The 16,337-nt window shown below is 61.5% G+C and carries 13 protein-coding genes; 3 read left to right on the plus strand and 10 right to left on the minus strand.

Annotated features, from left to right (window positions below; translation table 11 throughout):
• Positions 1–218: 218 nt before the first annotated feature.
• The 10 genes from Q8O96_RS15115 to bioB all read right to left on the minus strand — a co-directional run bounded on the left by Q8O96_RS15115 (position 219) and on the right by bioB (position 12,666).
• Positions 219–1,997, minus strand: a complete 1,779-nt coding sequence (locus tag Q8O96_RS15115; RefSeq protein ID WP_110594467.1) for an acyl-CoA dehydrogenase C-terminal domain-containing protein — start codon at positions 1,995–1,997, stop codon at positions 219–221.
• 187 nt (positions 1,998–2,184) lie between these two features.
• Positions 2,185–3,981, minus strand: a complete 1,797-nt coding sequence (locus tag Q8O96_RS15120; protein WP_305949043.1) for an acyl-CoA dehydrogenase C-terminal domain-containing protein — start codon at positions 3,979–3,981, stop codon at positions 2,185–2,187.
• Between the two features lie 91 nt (positions 3,982–4,072).
• Positions 4,073–5,365 carry a GGDEF domain-containing protein gene (locus tag Q8O96_RS15125; RefSeq protein WP_102861949.1) on the minus strand — a complete coding sequence of 431 codons (1,293 nt, stop codon included), beginning with the start codon at positions 5,363–5,365 and terminating at the stop codon, positions 4,073–4,075.
• Positions 5,366–5,584: 219 nt separating this feature from the next.
• Positions 5,585–7,390, minus strand: coding sequence for a phenylacyl-CoA dehydrogenase (locus Q8O96_RS15130; RefSeq protein WP_102861950.1), 1,806 nt, complete (start codon positions 7,388–7,390; stop codon positions 5,585–5,587).
• A gap of 299 nt (positions 7,391–7,689) precedes the next feature.
• Positions 7,690–7,986, minus strand: coding sequence for a pyrroloquinoline quinone biosynthesis protein PqqE (locus Q8O96_RS15135; protein WP_102861951.1), 297 nt, complete (start codon positions 7,984–7,986; stop codon positions 7,690–7,692).
• Between the two features lie 107 nt (positions 7,987–8,093).
• Positions 8,094–8,774 carry a dethiobiotin synthase gene (gene bioD / locus Q8O96_RS15140; protein ID WP_305949044.1) on the minus strand — a complete coding sequence of 227 codons (681 nt, stop codon included), beginning with the start codon at positions 8,772–8,774 and terminating at the stop codon, positions 8,094–8,096.
• The gene (gene bioC, locus Q8O96_RS15145; RefSeq protein ID WP_305949045.1) at positions 8,771–9,583 is read right to left on the minus strand and encodes a malonyl-ACP O-methyltransferase BioC; all 813 of its coding nucleotides are present in this window, start codon (positions 9,581–9,583) and stop codon (positions 8,771–8,773) included. The genes bioD and bioC overlap by 4 nt, the downstream gene beginning before the upstream one ends.
• On the minus strand, positions 9,576–10,307 hold the full coding sequence (locus Q8O96_RS15150; protein ID WP_305949046.1) for an alpha/beta fold hydrolase: 732 nt from the start codon (positions 10,305–10,307) through the stop codon (positions 9,576–9,578). The genes bioC and Q8O96_RS15150 overlap by 8 nt, the downstream gene beginning before the upstream one ends.
• Positions 10,300–11,478: an 8-amino-7-oxononanoate synthase gene (gene bioF / locus Q8O96_RS15155; RefSeq protein WP_305949047.1), complete on the minus strand. Its 1,179-nt coding sequence runs from the start codon at positions 11,476–11,478 to the stop codon at positions 10,300–10,302. Before bioF ends, Q8O96_RS15150 begins: the two co-directional genes overlap by 8 nt.
• Before the next feature lie 132 nt (positions 11,479–11,610).
• A complete protein-coding gene (bioB, locus tag Q8O96_RS15160) occupies positions 11,611–12,666 on the minus strand; it encodes a biotin synthase BioB (protein ID WP_102861956.1) in 1,056 nt (351 codons plus the stop codon).
• Between the two features lie 91 nt (positions 12,667–12,757).
• On the opposite strand from bioB, the gene Q8O96_RS15165 reads away from it, so the two are divergent.
• The 3 genes from Q8O96_RS15165 (at position 12,758) to Q8O96_RS15175 (ending at position 16,312) form a co-directional block, all read left to right on the plus strand.
• On the plus strand, positions 12,758–13,498 hold the full coding sequence (locus tag Q8O96_RS15165; protein ID WP_305949048.1) for a ComF family protein: 741 nt from the start codon (positions 12,758–12,760) through the stop codon (positions 13,496–13,498).
• Positions 13,499–13,562: 64 nt separating this feature from the next.
• Positions 13,563–14,327 carry a TOBE domain-containing protein gene (locus tag Q8O96_RS15170; RefSeq protein WP_102861958.1) on the plus strand — a complete coding sequence of 255 codons (765 nt, stop codon included), beginning with the start codon at positions 13,563–13,565 and terminating at the stop codon, positions 14,325–14,327.
• A gap of 83 nt (positions 14,328–14,410) precedes the next feature.
• A complete protein-coding gene (locus Q8O96_RS15175; RefSeq protein ID WP_170002873.1) occupies positions 14,411–16,312 on the plus strand; it encodes a PhoX family phosphatase in 1,902 nt (633 codons plus the stop codon).
• Positions 16,313–16,337: the final 25 nt, after the last annotated feature.

The following is a 16,337-nucleotide window of genomic DNA, read 5'->3' on the forward strand; positions in this document are numbered from 1 at the left end:
TCCGGACAAAAGAAAACCCCGCCGAAGCGGGGTTTTGCAGACTGTTTCCCTGACATCCTTTTCACTCCACCATCCTGGCGGAATCCTACGTGTCCGTGTTGTTGCTTTGCGCTTCCTGCGCGACGTCCATGTGAAGTAGATTAGCCTCAGCCGTCATCTACCGATATGGACGATCAGCAGCACGTTATGTAAGAGATGACTTACAAAGGTTCTCACGATTAAAACTGCTCCGCCTGCAACAGGAACAGCGATTCACTACCCGCTTTCACCGAGGCGGTCAGGGAGTGGATACGCGGCAGCAAACGGGCGAAATAGAACCGCGCGGTTCCCAGTTTACTGGCGTAGAAATCCTCTTCCTGCTCCTTGCCCAGCGCCGCCTTGGCCATCAGGGCCCACATGTAGGCGTAGGCGGTGTAGCCAAAGACCTGCAGATACTCCACCGAAGCCGCGCCGATTTCGTTGGGGTTACTGATGGCCCGATCCAACAGCCAGGCGGTCAGCTCGTCCAGATTGTCCAGAGCCGCGTTCAAAGGCAGGGTGAACTCGCCCAGTTGCGCATCGGCGGTGGCGGTGAAATGGCGAATTTCATCAGCGAACAGACGGTAGAACGCCCCACCGCTACCGACGATCTTGCGCCCCACCAGGTCCAGGGCCTGGATACCGTTGGTGCCTTCGTAGATCTGGGTGATCCGCACGTCGCGCACCAATTGCTCCTGGCCCCATTCGCGAATGTAGCCGTGGCCGCCAAAAATCTGCTGGCCATGAACCGTGGTTTCCAGACCCAGGTCGGTAAGGAACGCCTTGGCCACGGGAGTCAGCAAAGCCACCAGACTTTCCGCGCGCGTGCGGGTCTCGGCATCTTCGCTGAATTTGGCGGTATCCAGTTGCATCGCCACATAGGTGGAGAATGCCCGGCCACCTTCGTTGGCCGCCTTCATGGTCAGCAACATGCGCCGCACGTCCGGGTGCACGATGATCGGATCGGCTACCTTGTCCTTGGCTTGCGGCCCGGTCGGTGAACGACTCTGCAGGCGGTCACGGGCATACTCCACCGCGTTCTGATAGGAGCGCTCACCGGTGGCCAGGCCCTGGATACCGACACCCAGGCGCTCGTAGTTCATCATGGTGAACATCGCTGCCAAGCCCTTGTTCGGCTCGCCCACCAGATAACCTATCGCTTGATCGAAGTTCATCACACAAGTGGCCGAGGCCTGGATACCCATCTTGTGTTCGATCGAGCCGCAACTCACCGGGTTGCGTTCACCCAGGCTACCGTCGGCGTTGACCATGAACTTGGGCACCAGAAACAGGGAGATCCCCTTAGGCCCGGCCGGCGCATCCGGCAGTTTGGCCAGCACCAGGTGAATGATGTTTTCCGTCAGGTCGTGCTCACCACCGGTAATGAAGATCTTGGTCCCGCTGATGGCATAGGAACCGTCAGCCTGAGGTTCGGCCTTGGTACGGATGATGCCCAGGTCGGTGCCGGCATGGGGCTCGGTCAGGCACATGGAACCGGCCCAGACACCGGCGTACATGTTTGGCAGGTAAGTGGCTTTCAGCTCTTCGCTGGCGTGGGCATTGATCGACAGGCAAGCTCCCGCCGTCAGCATCGGATACAGGCCAAATGCCAGGCTCGCGGAGTTGACCATTTCCTCGACCTGGGCGGATACCGCCTTGGGCATGCCCATGCCGCCGAACTCGGGATCACCGCCCACGCCGACCCAACCGCCTTCGGCGTAGGTCTGATAAGCCTGGGTGAATCCTTGGGGAGTGGTTACGACGGTATCGTTCCAATGACAGCCTTCCTCGTCGGCACCGCGACTCAGCGGAGCGATGCTGCGGGCGGTGACTTTGCCCGCTTCCTCCAGAATCGCCTCAACAGTCTCGGCGTCCACAGTCTCGGCCAGAGCTGGCAGTTGAGCCCAGAGTTTGGCGACCTCGAAGACTTCATTGAGGACGAAGCGCATATCGCGCAGGGGCGCTTTGTAGTCAGCCATGGCAAACCTCGCAAGATCTAAACAAGCGGGCCGGAACGGGCCCATTTACGAAAAGTCGAGTGTAACCGAACAACTTTTGCGACACATAGGGTCAACTCATGACTTTATTGTTAATTTTAGTCACAGCCAAATAGCCACAAGAAAAAGCCCGCGAGAAGCGGGCCTTGTCCAGGGCACATCAGCGTACTTACAAAGCGAACATCTGCGCCGGCAGGCTCATCAGGCAATCACCGCCAGCTTCAATTGCCGCCAGATGGGCGCCGGTACGTGGCAGCAGTCGCTTGAAGTAAAACGCACAGGTGGCCAGCTTGGCGGTGGCGAAATCGCCGCCGCCTTCACCTGCATCGAGTCGTTGCTGTGCCACCAGGGCCATACGCAGCCAGAGATAGGCCAGAACGATGTAGCCGCTGTACATCAAGTAATCCAGGGCTGCGGCCCCCACTTCATCCGGATTTTTCATGGCGGCCATGCCCACCCGGGTGGTCAACTCGCCCCATTGACGGTTCAAGCCATCCAGTTGCGCGATGTAGGCCTTGAGCTGAGGATGCTCGGCATGTGCCCCACAGAACTTATGAACGATCTTGGTAAACCCCAGTAACAGCTTGCCCTGGCTGCCCAGCACCTTGCGGCCCAGCAAGTCCAGAGCCTGGATGCCGTTGGTGCCCTCATAGATCAGGGCGATACGACAATCGCGCACCAGTTGCTCCATGCCCCACTCACGAATGTAGCCGTGACCGCCAAACACCTGCATGCCGTGGTTGGTCACCTCAAGGCCCGTCTCGGTCATGAAGGCCTTGCAGATCGGAGTCAGGAACGCCAGGAGGTTCTCGGCGTCCTGACGCTGGGCCGGATCGGCGCTCAGATGAGCCACATCCAGCAATTGGGCGGTGAAATAGGCCAGGGCCCGGTTGCCTTCATTGAACGCCTTCATGGTCAGCAGCATGCGCCGTACATCGGGGTGGACGATGATCGGGTCAGCCGCCTTGTCCGGCGCCTTGGGCCCGGTCAGAGCGCGCATCTGCAAACGATCGTTGGCGTACTTGATCGCACCTTGAAAGCTCGCCTCCCCCAGGCACAGCCCCTGCATTCCGGTGCCCAGGCGCGCGTGATTCATCATGGTGAACATGCAGTTCAGGCCTTTATTGGCCTCGCCGATCAGGAAGCCCTTGGCGCCGTCGAAGTTCAGTACACAGGTAGCCGAAGCCTTGATTCCCATCTTGTGCTCGATGGAGCCGCAACTCACTCCGTTGCGCTCACCGACCTCACCTGCTACGTCCGGCAGGAACTTGGGCACGATGAACAGGGAAATGCCTTTGGTCCCGGCCGGTGCGTCCGGCAGTTTGGCCAACACCAGGTGAATGATGTTTTCACTCAGGTCGTGCTCGCCGGCAGAGATGAAAATCTTGCTCCCCGATAACGCATAACTGCCATCGGCCTCTGGCACCGCTCGGGTCTTGATCAGGCCCAGGTCGGTACCGCAATGGGCTTCGGTCAGGCACATGGTGCCGGTCCACTGCCCGGCGGTGAGTTTGTTCAGGTACAGCAGCTTCTGTTCGTCGGTGCCATGGGCATGAATCGCCGACATCGCACCATGGGTCAGCCCCGGGTACATGCCCCAGGAAGTGTTGCTGGAGCCCACCATCTCGCTGATCACCAGCCCCAGGGAATGGGGCAGCCCCTGGCCGCCATAGGCAGGATCGGCGGCCAAACCATGCCAACCGCCTTCGACGTATTGGGCGAAAGCCTGTTTGAAACCCTTGGGGGTGGTCACTACGCCATTGTCGAAATGGCAGCCCTCCTCGTCACCGGAGCGGTTCAGCGGAGCCAGGACGTTCTCGCAGAACTTCGCCCCTTCCTCGAGGATCGCGCTGACCATGTCCGGGCTGGCATCGCTGGCTCCCAGTGCGGCGTAACTGCCATGAAAGTCGAAGACATGATCGATCAGGAAGCGCATGTCGCGCAGGGGAGCTTGATACTCGGGCATGATGATTTCTCCGGCAGCAGGTTTCTCCAACCTACTGCCGCCGTCCTCAGCCTGCCAATGACGTTCAAGTCGCTGAATGCGCCATCATCACTCAACCCGCAGCCGTATCCATGCGCACTGCGCCACGGCGATTCTGCCCGAAGGCCATGACACAGTTACGCCCCGCACCCTTGGCACTGTAGAGCGCCTGGTCGGCGGACTTGAGCACTTCTTCGGGGGTCCGGTGCTCCATCAGTCGCTCGGCGACACCGATGCTGATGGTCACCGAAACACTGGATGCCGCAGCAACGCCGCGGCGTTGGCGGCCTTGCTGGTCGTCCTGGGGGCGGTTGTCCTGATTGCGCAACTGAATGTTGTAGGTAGCGATGATCTCGCGAATCATCTCCAGGTGCGGCATGCACTCGTCCAGGGTCTTGCCGGCAAATACCACGGCAAACTCTTCCCCTCCGTAACGATAGGCGCGCCCACCACCAGTGACTTTTGACAGCTTGCTGGCCACCAGACGCAGCACCTGATCCCCGACATCGTGACCGTGGGTGTCGTTGAATTTCTTGAAGTGATCGACGTCAGTCATGGCCAGCACATAATTGCGACCCAGACGCTGCATGCGCTCATTGAGCGCCCGGCGCCCCGGCAAGCCGGTCAACTCGTCACGGAACGCCATCTGGTAAGCCTCATGGGCCACCGCCGCAGCAATCATCAACATGACCTGACTGCACATGATGTTCAGGGTGAATGGCAGGATGAACGTCTTGGGCAGCATCCAGAACAAACCCAACAAGCCCACCAACTGCGCTGCGTGCAGCGGTCGCGGACTGCGCCAGTACTGGATCGCCAGCAGCAGGAATGCCGCGAAGAATACCGGATAAGACAACTGGATCAGACTCATCCAACTGCCATGCAAAGCCGGCCAACGGATCTCTGCCAGCCAGTTCAGCAACGCCTGTGGGTAACTCTGCTCCAGGCCCAGGGCGACGCTGCCAAACGCCAATAACACGGCAAAACGCGCAACCATGTCCTGAAACAGGTGGGTACGCTCCTGCCAGGCTGCGAACAGGCCAAACAACAAGGGGAGCAAAAGGCAGCAAAGGTGGAATACCACCGCGGCATCTTCGCGGACCCTGCCGTTATCCCGGTAGAAATCGGTTTGGGTATCCAGCAGAAAATAGGCGATGTACACCGTGACCATCAAAAACAGTTCACGCTGGCGCCGGTACACAGCGCAATAGGCTCCGCCAAGCAACAGCACCAGCGTTGGTAGCACATTGAACAGCGAAGTGAAGAAGACGTTGAGGTCCTTGACGTAAGCGGCCGCCAGCCCCGCAAGCAAAAGCAGCAAAGACGGTAGGAAATGACTGAAACGTACAGCGGAAGAACGCGGCAAGGGTAAAACTCCGACCCGGCTGATCAATAGATGGCATTGTGCCTTCATTTATTGAAGTTAAGCACACGCGGTGTGACAGACATCACATTGCCATCTCTTTAACGGCAGGAAATCGCTTCTGCTTAGCGATTTAGTCGGGAATTTTCATGAAGATTCTGCAGACACAAAAAAGCCGCTCGACCCGGAGGGCGAACGGCTTTCTGAAAGGTCCGGTAAGGCTTAGTAGGCCAGGCCGAAGTCCTCTTCCTTCATGTCCATCAGGTTGTTGGCGCCCGACAGCATGGTTGCAACGTGAGTGCGGGTGCGCGGCAGGATGCGCTGGAAGTAGAAGCGCGCAGTCTGCAACTTGGCCGTGTAGAAAGCCTCTTCGGTAGTGCCGGCTGCCAGCTTTTCAGCCGCCAGACGGGCCATGTCGGCCCAGAAGTAGGCCAGGCAGGCATAACCGGAATACATCAGGTAGTCCACCGAAGCAGCGCCCACTTCTTCACGGTCCTTCATCGCGGCCATGCCCACTTTCATGGTCAGCTCGCCCCATTCCTTGTTCAGTGCCGCCAGCGGAGCGACGAATTCCTTAACGGCTTCGTTGCCTTCGTTGTTCTGGCAGAACTTGTGGACGATCTTGGTGAAACCCTTGAGGGCCTCGCCCTGAGTCATGAGCACTTTGCGGCCCAGCAGGTCCAAAGCCTGGATGCCAGTGGTGCCTTCGTACAACATCGAGATACGGCTGTCGCGAACGTTCTGCTCCATGCCCCACTCGGCGATAAAACCGTGGCCACCGTAGATCTGCACACCGTGGTTGGCGGACTCGAAGCCGACTTCGGTCATGAATGCCTTGGCGATCGGAGTCATGAAAGCCAGCAGTGCATCGGCTTTCTTCTTCTCTTCTTCGTCCACACCGTATTTGACGATGTCGACCTGCTTGGCAGTGAAGTACACCATCGCCCGGTTACCTTCGGCGAAGGCTTTCATGGTCAGCAGCATGCGACGTACGTCAGGGTGCACGATGATCGGGTCCGCGGCCTTGTCCGGCGCTTTCGGGCCAGTCAGGGAGCGCATTTGCAGACGGTCGCGAGCGTATTTCAGGCCACCCTGGAAGCCGATCTCGGCGTGGGCCAGGCCCTGCAGAGCGGTGCCCAGACGCGCGGTGTTCATAAAGGTGAACATGCAGTTCAGGCCTTTGTTCGCCGGGCCGATGAGGAAACCGGTGGCCGCGTCGAAGTTCATCACGCAGGTGGCGTTACCGTGGATGCCCATCTTGTGTTCCAGGGAACCGCAGCTGACCGCGTTGCGCTGGCCGACACTGCCGTCAGCGTTAGGCAGGAACTTGGGCACGATGAACAGCGAAATGCCTTTGGTGCCGGCCGGTGCGTCCGGCAGACGGGCCAGAACGATATGGACGATGTTGTCGGCCATGTCGTGTTCACCGGCGGAGATGAAGATCTTGGTACCGGTGACCTTGTAGGAACCATCAGCCTGAGGTTCGGCCTTGGTGCGCAGCATGCCCAGGTCGGTGCCGCAATGCGGCTCGGTCAGGCACATGGTACCGGTCCACTCGCCGGACACCAGCTTGGTCAGGTAAGCCTCTTGCTGCTCAGGAGTACCGTGCTCGGAAATCGTATTCATCGCGCCGTGGGACAAGCCTGGGTACATGCCCCACGACCAGTTGGCTTCGCCGACCATTTCGCTGACTGCCAGGCCCAGGGATTCAGGCAGGCCCTGACCACCGTGCGCGACGTCGTGAGCCAGGCTTGGCCAGCCGCCTTCAACGAATTGCTTGTAGGCCTCTTTGAAGCCAGTCGGGGTCTTAACGCCGGATTCACTCCAGGTGCAACCTTCCTGGTCGCCCACACGGTTCAGCGGCGCCAGTACCTGCTCACAAAACTTCGCACCTTCCTCGAGAATGGCGTCAACCATGTCCGGAGTGGCGTCCTGGCAAGCCGGGAGGCTCTGATAGTGCGCCTCATAGCCGAGCAGTTCGTCACGAACGAAGCGAATATCACGCAAGGGGGCCTTGTAGTCAGGCATAGCGATAAACCTCTGCTGATGTAACCGGGAATGAACAACCGCGTTGATTTTTTATAGCGGTCAAACAGGTGTTTGAAACATACGTTTAGGCCCAAATCTTGTCAAGCGTCGCTCCCATGCCTTTCGTCATCGAAACAAAATGCACGCGCAGGCAAATACCCACAGCGCTGCCGTGAAGTGTAGAAGCCGGCTCGCCGACGATCAGTTACACAAAGAAATGAAGAAGAGGAACCACAGAAGGGAAAGGCATGAGCAAACGCCCGCCTCGCGTGAGAGAAGCGGGCTTTAGCGCAGAGTGATCAAGCGTAGGTATCGATCAGGGTACCGAGTACCTCATCAGAGGCCTTGGCAACTTTGACGCCCAGTTCCACCTGGACCTTGCCCATGGACATCTCGACCATACTGCTGGCCAGGTCCGAACTCTGGCTGCGATCAACGCCCCGTAGGCGATTGACCGAATCCGCCGACGCCTGGCTGTCGGCAGAGCGCTCAACGGCGCTGCTGGCGATCTGGCTGGAACCTTGATCGACACGATTCTGCCCAGTCTGAATCGCGTTCAGTCCGGCGTAGAAAGCGCTGTTCCCGGAAATTTCCATAAGAGAACTCGACCTTGAAAATGAATGACAGGTGTTATTGAAGCAGACCTGTCAAAAAAACACCCGTCAAAAACACTAATGGCAATATGCCTTGCCATAGGCAAAATCTAGTCCAGCAGATCCAACTGCAGGTGTTCGGCCACTGCCTCGGCACTGGCTGACTTGAGTCGCGGCACTCGGCCCAGGCACGGCGCAGGCAGGCGCTCCGCCAAAGTCGCGAGGTTTTCTTCCAGACGAGAGGTCTTGGGATCGATGATATTGGCCACCCAGCCCGCCAGTTGCAGACCGTCCTGAGCAATGGCCTCGGCCGTCAACAACGCATGATTGATGCAGCCCAGTCGCACGCCCACCACCAGAATCACCGGTAAGCCCAGCGCCATGGCCAGATCCGACAGGTTGTCCTGATCCGCCAGGGGCACTCGCCAGCCACCCGCGCCTTCGATCAGGGTGAAATCCGCCCCCTTGGCCAGAATGTGGCGCATGGGCGTCAGCAATGACTGCACCGTCAATGCCACCCCGGCCTCTCGTGCCGCCAGATGCGGTGCGATGGGCGGCTCGAAGGCGACCGGATTGACCTCTTCATAGCTCAACGGCAACGACAACTGCGCCAGCAATGCCAGAGCATCGGCATTGCGCAGGCCCTTGGCGCTCAACTCGCACCCGGAAGCCACAGGTTTGCCTGCCGCGGTACTCAGCCCGGCCAGCCGCGCCGCATGCAACAGTCCCGCGGCAATGGTGGTTTTACCCACATCGGTGTCGGTGCCAGTAATGAAATAGGCAGCACTCATAGCGGTTTCTCCAACACGGCATACACCACCTGATAGGTCGCCGGCAGCCCCTGGGGCTGACGAAACCCCTCGTAAGCCTCGATCAACCCGGCGATACGCGCGCGTCCGGTGAGGCCGCCGGGACGACCGGGATTCAGATTGTGTGCACCCAAGGCTTTCAACTCATGGGTCAGACTACGCACATCCGGGTAATGCAGAACATGGGGAACGCTCTCCAGGCTACGTACGCGCAAACCACTGGCATCGCACAAGTGGCGATAGCGTGCGAACTCACGAAAGCGATTGACGTGGACCTGCCCATCGACCCGCCCCCAGCTCTCACGCAGCTCCTGCAAAGTGCCGACGCACAGACTGGCAAAAGCCAGCACACCGCCCGGCTTGAGCACCCGCTGGGCTTCACTGAGCACGGCAGCAAAGTCGGCACACCACTGCACCGCCAGGCTGGAGAAAATCAGCTCGCAGCTGCTGCCCTGCAACGGCAGGCGCTCAGCATCTCCAGCGAAAAAGTGCTCGGCGCCACCCAGGGGCCGCGCGTGCTTGAGCATGCCCTCGGCAATATCCAGGGCCAGCCCCTGACTGCCGGCGAAGCGTGCCCCCAACACTCGACTGAAATGCCCCGTACCACAGCCCAGGTCCAGCCAGCGCGCAGGCGTCCAGCCTTCAGGCAAACGGCTCAGCAATTGCTGGCCGACCGTGCGCTGCAACTCGGCAACGCTGTCGTAAGTGGCTGCGGCGCGGGAAAACGAAGCCGCCACCTGACGCTTGTCAGGCAGGCCTGCGGGTAAGACAGGAACAGACAAATCAGTCATCGCCGGACTCATGCAAAAAAGCCTGGATCGCCCCCGCCACTCCGTGGGGGTCCTCCAGAAGAAAACCGTGGCTGGCCTGCTCGATCAGGCCAACTTCTATATCCGGCAGCAATACCAGCAACTCGGCGGCCGCCTCGGCAGGCACCAGAGCATCCAGCCCGGCGAACAGGTGCAACTGCGGGCCACGAAAAGCCAGCAAGGCTTCGCGCGTATCCAACTGCGCCAACAACTCCAGACCCGCCATCAGCACCGCCCCCGGCGTCGCCGGCGCCCCGCCCAGCAGCATCCGCGACAAGCCGCGGGGATCGACGGCGCCCTGGGCACACAGCAGGGAAAAGCGCTTGAGGGTGGTGCGCGGATCAGCGGCGCAGCCGGCCAGGAAGCCGCCAAAGGTCTCAGCGGCCATGGCACTGGACCATTGCTCGTGAGCAACGAAGCTGGGATTGCTGGCCAGGGTCAACAAACCGCAGCAGCGCTCGCCGCGTCGGGCCGCCAACTCCGCGGCGAGCATGCCGCCCAGGGACCAGCCCCCCAGCCAGGCGTCATCCGGCAGCGCATCGTCGAGCTCGTCCAGCCATGCCTGCAGATCGCTGGACGTCAGCTCCGGCAGGGGCTCGATCTCCACCCGCAAGTGTTCATCCAGCCCCTGCAAAGCGGCAGCCAAAGGTTCCAGGGGCGACACCCCCAGCCCCCAGCCCGGCAACAGGATCAGTCGATCACGCATGGCTAGGCCTCGTTTGCAGTTCACTGAAACAATCCGCCAACGCGCTTAACAATAGCTGGACCTGCGCCTCGCTGTGGGCGGCGGACAACGTCACCCGCAGCCGCGCACTGCCGGCCGGCACGGTCGGCGGACGGATGGCGGTAACCATGATCCCCCGCGAACGCAGCATCCGTGACAACTCCATGGCCCGGGCACTGTCGCCCACCATGATTGGCTGGATCGGGGTAAAGCTGTCCATCAGTTCCAAGCCAATCTGCTCGGCCCCCAGCCGGAACTGACGAATCAGATTCGCCAGGTGCTCACGCCGCCAGTGCTCGCTGCGTAGCAACTCCAGGCTCTTGCGCGTGGCGCAGGCCAGTGCCGGCGGTTGGCTGGTGGTATAGATGTAGGGCCGGGCGAACTGGATCAGTGTTTCGATCAACTCCTCACTACCGGCGACAAAGGCCCCAGCGGTACCGAAGGCCTTGCCCAAGGTGCCCACCAGCACCGGCACTTCATCCAGCCCCAGGCCGAAGTGTTCCACCAGCCCGGCACCGTTGGCCCCTAGCGGACCAAAGCCATGGGCATCGTCCACCATCAGCCAGGCACCGCGGGCCTTGGTTTCCCGGGCCAGGGCCGGCAGGTCGGCGACATCGCCGTCCATACTGAACACCCCATCAGTGACCACCAGGGTGTTGCCAGTGGCCTTCTCCAGGCGTTTGACCAGGCTCCCTGCATCGTTGTGCAGATAGCGATTGAAGCGCGCACCAGAGAGCAGGCCGGCATCCAGCAGGGAAGCGTGGTTGAGACGGTCTTCCAGCACCGTGTCGCCCTGCCCGAGCAACGCCGTGACCGCACCGAGATTGGCCATGTAGCCCGTGGTAAACAGCAACGCCCGCGGGCGCCCCGTGAACTCGGCCAGGGCTTCTTCCAAAGCGTGATGAGGAGCGCTGTGACCGATCACCAGATGGGAAGCGCCGCCGCCCACGCCCCAGCGGCTGGCACCAGCGCGCCAGGCTTCGATCACCTGCGGGTGATTGGCCAGGCCCAGGTAGTCGTTATTGCAGAAAGCCAGCAATGGCTGGCCGTCCACCACCACTTGCGGCCCCTGAGGGCTCTCCAGCAGCGGACGCTGGCGATACAGATGTTCAGCACGACAGGCTGCAAGCCGTGCTGCGAGATCAAAAGACATGCTGGCCTCGATATTGGCTCACAGACACATTACCCGTAGGAGCTGGCTTGCCAGCGAAACAGACGACGCGAAACCCGTCGCACTTGCGCCGTTCACGGGGTTCGCCGGCCAGCCGGCTCCTACCACAGAAGGTCAGACGGCAGCGTTGTAGAACTGCTCGCTGCTCTTCTGCTCCACCAGGGCCTGCTCGATGGCCGCTTGATGCACTTCGTCGGCGTGCTCTTCCCGGGCTTCGGGCTGGATGCCCAGGCGCGCGAACAACTGCATGTCCTTGTCGGCCTGCGGGTTGGCGGTGGTCAGCAGCTTGTCGCCGTAGAAAATCGAATTGGCACCGGCGAAGAAGGCCAGGGCCTGCATCTGCTCGTTCATTGCTTCGCGGCCGGCAGACAGGCGCACGTGGGATTGCGGCATGAGGATCCGTGCCACGGCGAGCATGCGGATAAAGTCGAATGGGTCCACGTCCTCAGCATTTTCCAGCGGCGTGCCGGCCACCTTCACCAGCATGTTGATCGGCACCGACTCCGGATGCTCCGGCAGGTTGGCCAGCTGGATCAGCAGGCCGGCGCGGTCGTCCAGGGACTCGCCCATGCCGAGAATGCCGCCGGAACAGATCTTCATCCCGGCGTCACGCACGTAGGCCAGGGTTTGCAGGCGCTCGCTGTAGGTGCGGGTGGTGATGATGCTGCCGTAGAACTCCGGCGAGGTGTCGAGGTTGTGGTTGTAGTAGTCCAGGCCGGCCTTGGCCAGGGCCTCGGTCTGGTCCTGATCGAGACGGCCCAGGGTCATGCAGGTTTCCAGGCCCATGGCCTTCACGCCTTTGACCATCTCCAGCACATAGGGCATGTCCTTGGCCGAAGGGTGCTTCCAGGCGGCGCCCATGCAGAAACGCGTAGAGCCGATGGCCTTGGCCCGAGCGGCCTCCTCCAGCACCTTCTGCACTTCCAGGAGCTTTTCCTTTTCCAGGCCGGTGTTGTAGTGGCCGGACTGCGGACAATATTTGCAATCTTCCGGGCAGGCGCCGGTCTTGATCGACAGCAGGGTCGAAACCTGGACCCGATTGGCATCGAAATGCGCGCGGTGCACCGTCTGCGCCTGGAACAGCAGGTCATTGAATGGCTGGACGAACAGGGCTTTGACTTCAGCCAAAGTCCAGTCATGACGCAGGGTAGCGGTGGTGCTGGCGCTCATGGGCGATTCCTTGATTATGCTTGGCAAGCGGCGCAGGACAGGGAAAGTCCACAGCCGCAACACGGATGTTCGGCATATTTAAGGAAGAGCCATGCACTGTCAACCCGAATACAAAGGACCAGTTTACATCTGGTCAAAAAACAAACAACTCTGTTTGCTTTGCGATGAACCCAGCGATTCAGCCCTGGCCCTGTGCAGTTCATGTCAGGACGAACTGCCCTGGCTCGGCGCTCAATGCTCGGTCTGCGCCCTGCCCCTGCCCGCCGCCAGCCTGACCTGTGGCCAGTGCCTGCAACGTCTCCCCGCGTTTCGACGGGTCATCGCCCCCTGGCGTTACGATTTTCCGGTGGACAGCCTGATCAGTCGTTTCAAACATCATGAAAAGTGGCCTTTTGGCCGACTGATGGCCGAACTTCTCAGCCAATTCCTTCACTATCGCTACGATGAAGGCCTGCCCCGGCCAGACTGCCTGCTGCCGGTGCCGCTGTCCCGTCGACGCCTGCGCCAGCGAGGCTTCAACCAGGCCGGCATGCTGGCCCAGTGGCTGGGAGAACACCTGCAACTGGCGGTGGAGCCCCTTCTGCTGCTGCGCACCCAGGACACCCCGGCACAACAAGGCCTGGGGGCACGTGCCCGTCAGCGCAACCTGCGCCAGGCCTTCGCCCTCGCCGCCGACGCGCCTGTGGCCGGCCGCCACCTGGCCCTGGTGGACGACGTCCTCACCACAGGTGCCACTGCCCAGGCCCTGGCCCGGATGCTGATCAATGCCGGCGCCCGTCAAGTGGATGTCTATTGCCTGGCCCGAACCGCAAGACCCGACACCCCCGACTGACTTGACTCTCATCGCTCAAACCGCAAACTCCCTGTCCATCTTCAGTGCCCAAAGCGTCCCTGCCATGTCCTTGCCCACTCTGTTGACCCAGCACATCGCCCGCCGCCCGCAACGCATCGCCCTGCTGCAACACATTGCCGAACAGGGTTCCATCACCCGCGCGGCCAAAAGCGCCGGCCTGAGCTACAAGGCCGCCTGGGATGCCATCGATGAGCTCAACAACCTGGCTCAGCGCCCGCTGGTAGAGCGCAACGTCGGCGGCAAGGGCGGTGGCGGGGCCAAACTCTCCGCCGAGGGCGAACGCGTGCTGCGGCTTTACCAACGCCTGCAAGCACTGCAGGCCCAAGTGCTGGAAGCCGCAGAAGATGCCAGCGATCTCGATCTGCTGGGGCGCCTGATGCTGCGCACCAGTGCCCGCAACCAGCTGCACGGCAAGATCCGCGAGATCGCACCTCTAGGCTGCAATGACCTGATCAGCCTGGAGCTGCCAGAAGGCCTGCTCCTCAAAGCGCAGATCACCCACGACAGCACCCAGCGCCTGGAACTGGAAACCGGCACTGAAGTGGTGGCCTTGATCAAGGCCGGCTGGCTGGACCTGCACCCTGCCGACGCCCAAGTAACAACTGGACACAATTGCCTGAGCGGGACCGTCGAGCAGATTCTCGACGCCGAAGACGGCCCCTGCGAGGTGCGCATCACCCTGCCCAACGGCCAGACCCTCTGCGCCCTGGCCGAGCCGCACCGGCTCAAGACGCTGGAAATGACAGAGGGCAAACCGGTCCAGGTGCAGTTCTCTGCCTCCCATGTCCTGCTCGGCACCCCGCTGTAAGCGGAATGCGACGACTTCAGGCTGCAACATATTCGTCATAGGCGCTCATTAAGGTGGCTGCAAAAACCCGCAGGGAGCCTGCTATGAGCCTGTTAGAAGAAGACCAACCCACCGACCTGGAACAGATGGTCGGCCTCAGCCGCCGGGGTTTCATCGGTGCCGGTGCCCTGTGCGGCGCCGCCCTGTTTCTCGGTGGCGGACTGCTCGGCCGCAGCGCCCTGGCCACCAGTGTCAGCGCCGGCAACAGCCAGCTGCTGGGTTTTGCCGGCATTGCCGCCGCCACCAGCGACAACATCACCCTGCCGGCGGGCTACAAATCCTCGGTACTGATCAGTTGGGGCCAGCCGCTGACCAAGAACGGGCCGGCCTTCGACCCCAGCGGCAATGGCACCGCCCAGGCCCAGGAAGTGCAGTTTGGCGACAACAACGACGGCATGAGCCTGTTCGCCTTCCCGGACGACAAGCACCGGGCACTGATGGCGATCAACAACGAATACACCAACTACCGCTACCTCTATTCCCACGGCGGCCAGCCGCAATCGGCCGAGGACGTGCGCAAGGCCCAGGCCAGCGAAGGGGTGTCGGTCATCGAAGTGCAGCGCAAGAACGGCCAGTGGCAGTTCGTCCAGGGTTCACGCTACAACCGGCGCATCCACGGCAACACGCCAATCCGCCTCAGCGGCCCTGCCGCCGGTCACGACCTGCTCAAGACCGCTGCCGACCCCAAGGGCAGGAAAGTCCTCGGCACCTTCCAGAACTGCGCCAACGGCAAGACCCCCTGGGGCACCTACCTGACCTGCGAAGAGAACTTCACCGACTGCTTCGGCAGCAGCAACCCCGAGCAGAAGTTCGACGCCGCGCAGAAACGCTACGGCGCGGTGGTGACCAGCAAGGACATCAACTGGCACCCCCACGATCCGCGTTTCGACCTGGCCAAGAATCCCAACGAGCTCAACCGTCACGGCTGGGTGGTGGAAATCGATCCCTTCGACCCGCAATCGACCCCGGTCAAACGCACCGCCCTGGGCCGCTTCAAGCATGAAAACGCGGCCCTGGCGCAAACCCGCGACGGCCGCGCCGTGGTCTACATGGGCGACGATGAGCGCGGGGAATTCATCTACAAGTTCATCAGCCGCGACAAGATCAACCACCGCAACCCCAAGGCCAACCGCGACCTGCTGGACCACGGCACCCTGTACGTGGCGCGCTTCGATGCCGGCGACGGCAACCCGGACCGTCCCAAGGGCCAGGGCCAGTGGATCGAGTTGACTCACGGCAAGAACGGCATCGACGCCAGCAGCGGCTTCGCCGACCAGGCCCAGGTACTGATCCAGGCACGCCTGGCGGCCAGCGTGGTCCAGGCCACGCGCATGGACCGCCCGGAATGGATTGTGGTCAGTCCCAAGGACGGCCAGGTCTATTGCACCCTGACCAACAACGCCAAGCGTGGCGAAGACGGCCAGCCAGCAGGTGGCCCCAACCCGCGGGAGAAGAATGTCTACGGACAGATCCTGCGCTGGCGCACCGGCGGCGACGATCATGGCGCGATGAGTTTTTCCTGGGACCTGTTCGTGGTCGCCGGCAACCCCGCTGTGCATGCCGGCCAGCCCAAGGGCGGCTCCTCCAACATCACCCCAGAGAACATGTTCAACAGCCCCGACGGCCTGGGTTTCGACCAAGCCGGACGCCTGTGGATCCTCACCGACGGCGACTACAGCAACAGCGGCGATTTTGCCGGCATGGGCAATAACCAGATGCTCTGCGCCGACCCGGACAGCGGTGAAATCCGTCGTTTCATGGTCGGACCTGTGGGCTGCGAAGTCACCGGGATCGCCTTCGCCCCGGACCAGAAGACCCTGTTCGTCGGCATCCAGCACCCGGGAGAAACCGGTGGCTCAACCTTCCCCGAGCACCTGCCCAACGGCAAGCCGCGCTCCTCGGTGATGGCTATCACCCGGGAAGACGGCGGCATCATCGGCGCCTGAACCCGCCCCGCGCCCAACCGGCTCC

The organism is Pseudomonas sp. LPH60 (genome assembly GCF_030718165.1).
Classification (GTDB): Bacteria; Pseudomonadota; Gammaproteobacteria; order Pseudomonadales; family Pseudomonadaceae; genus Aquipseudomonas; species Aquipseudomonas danubii.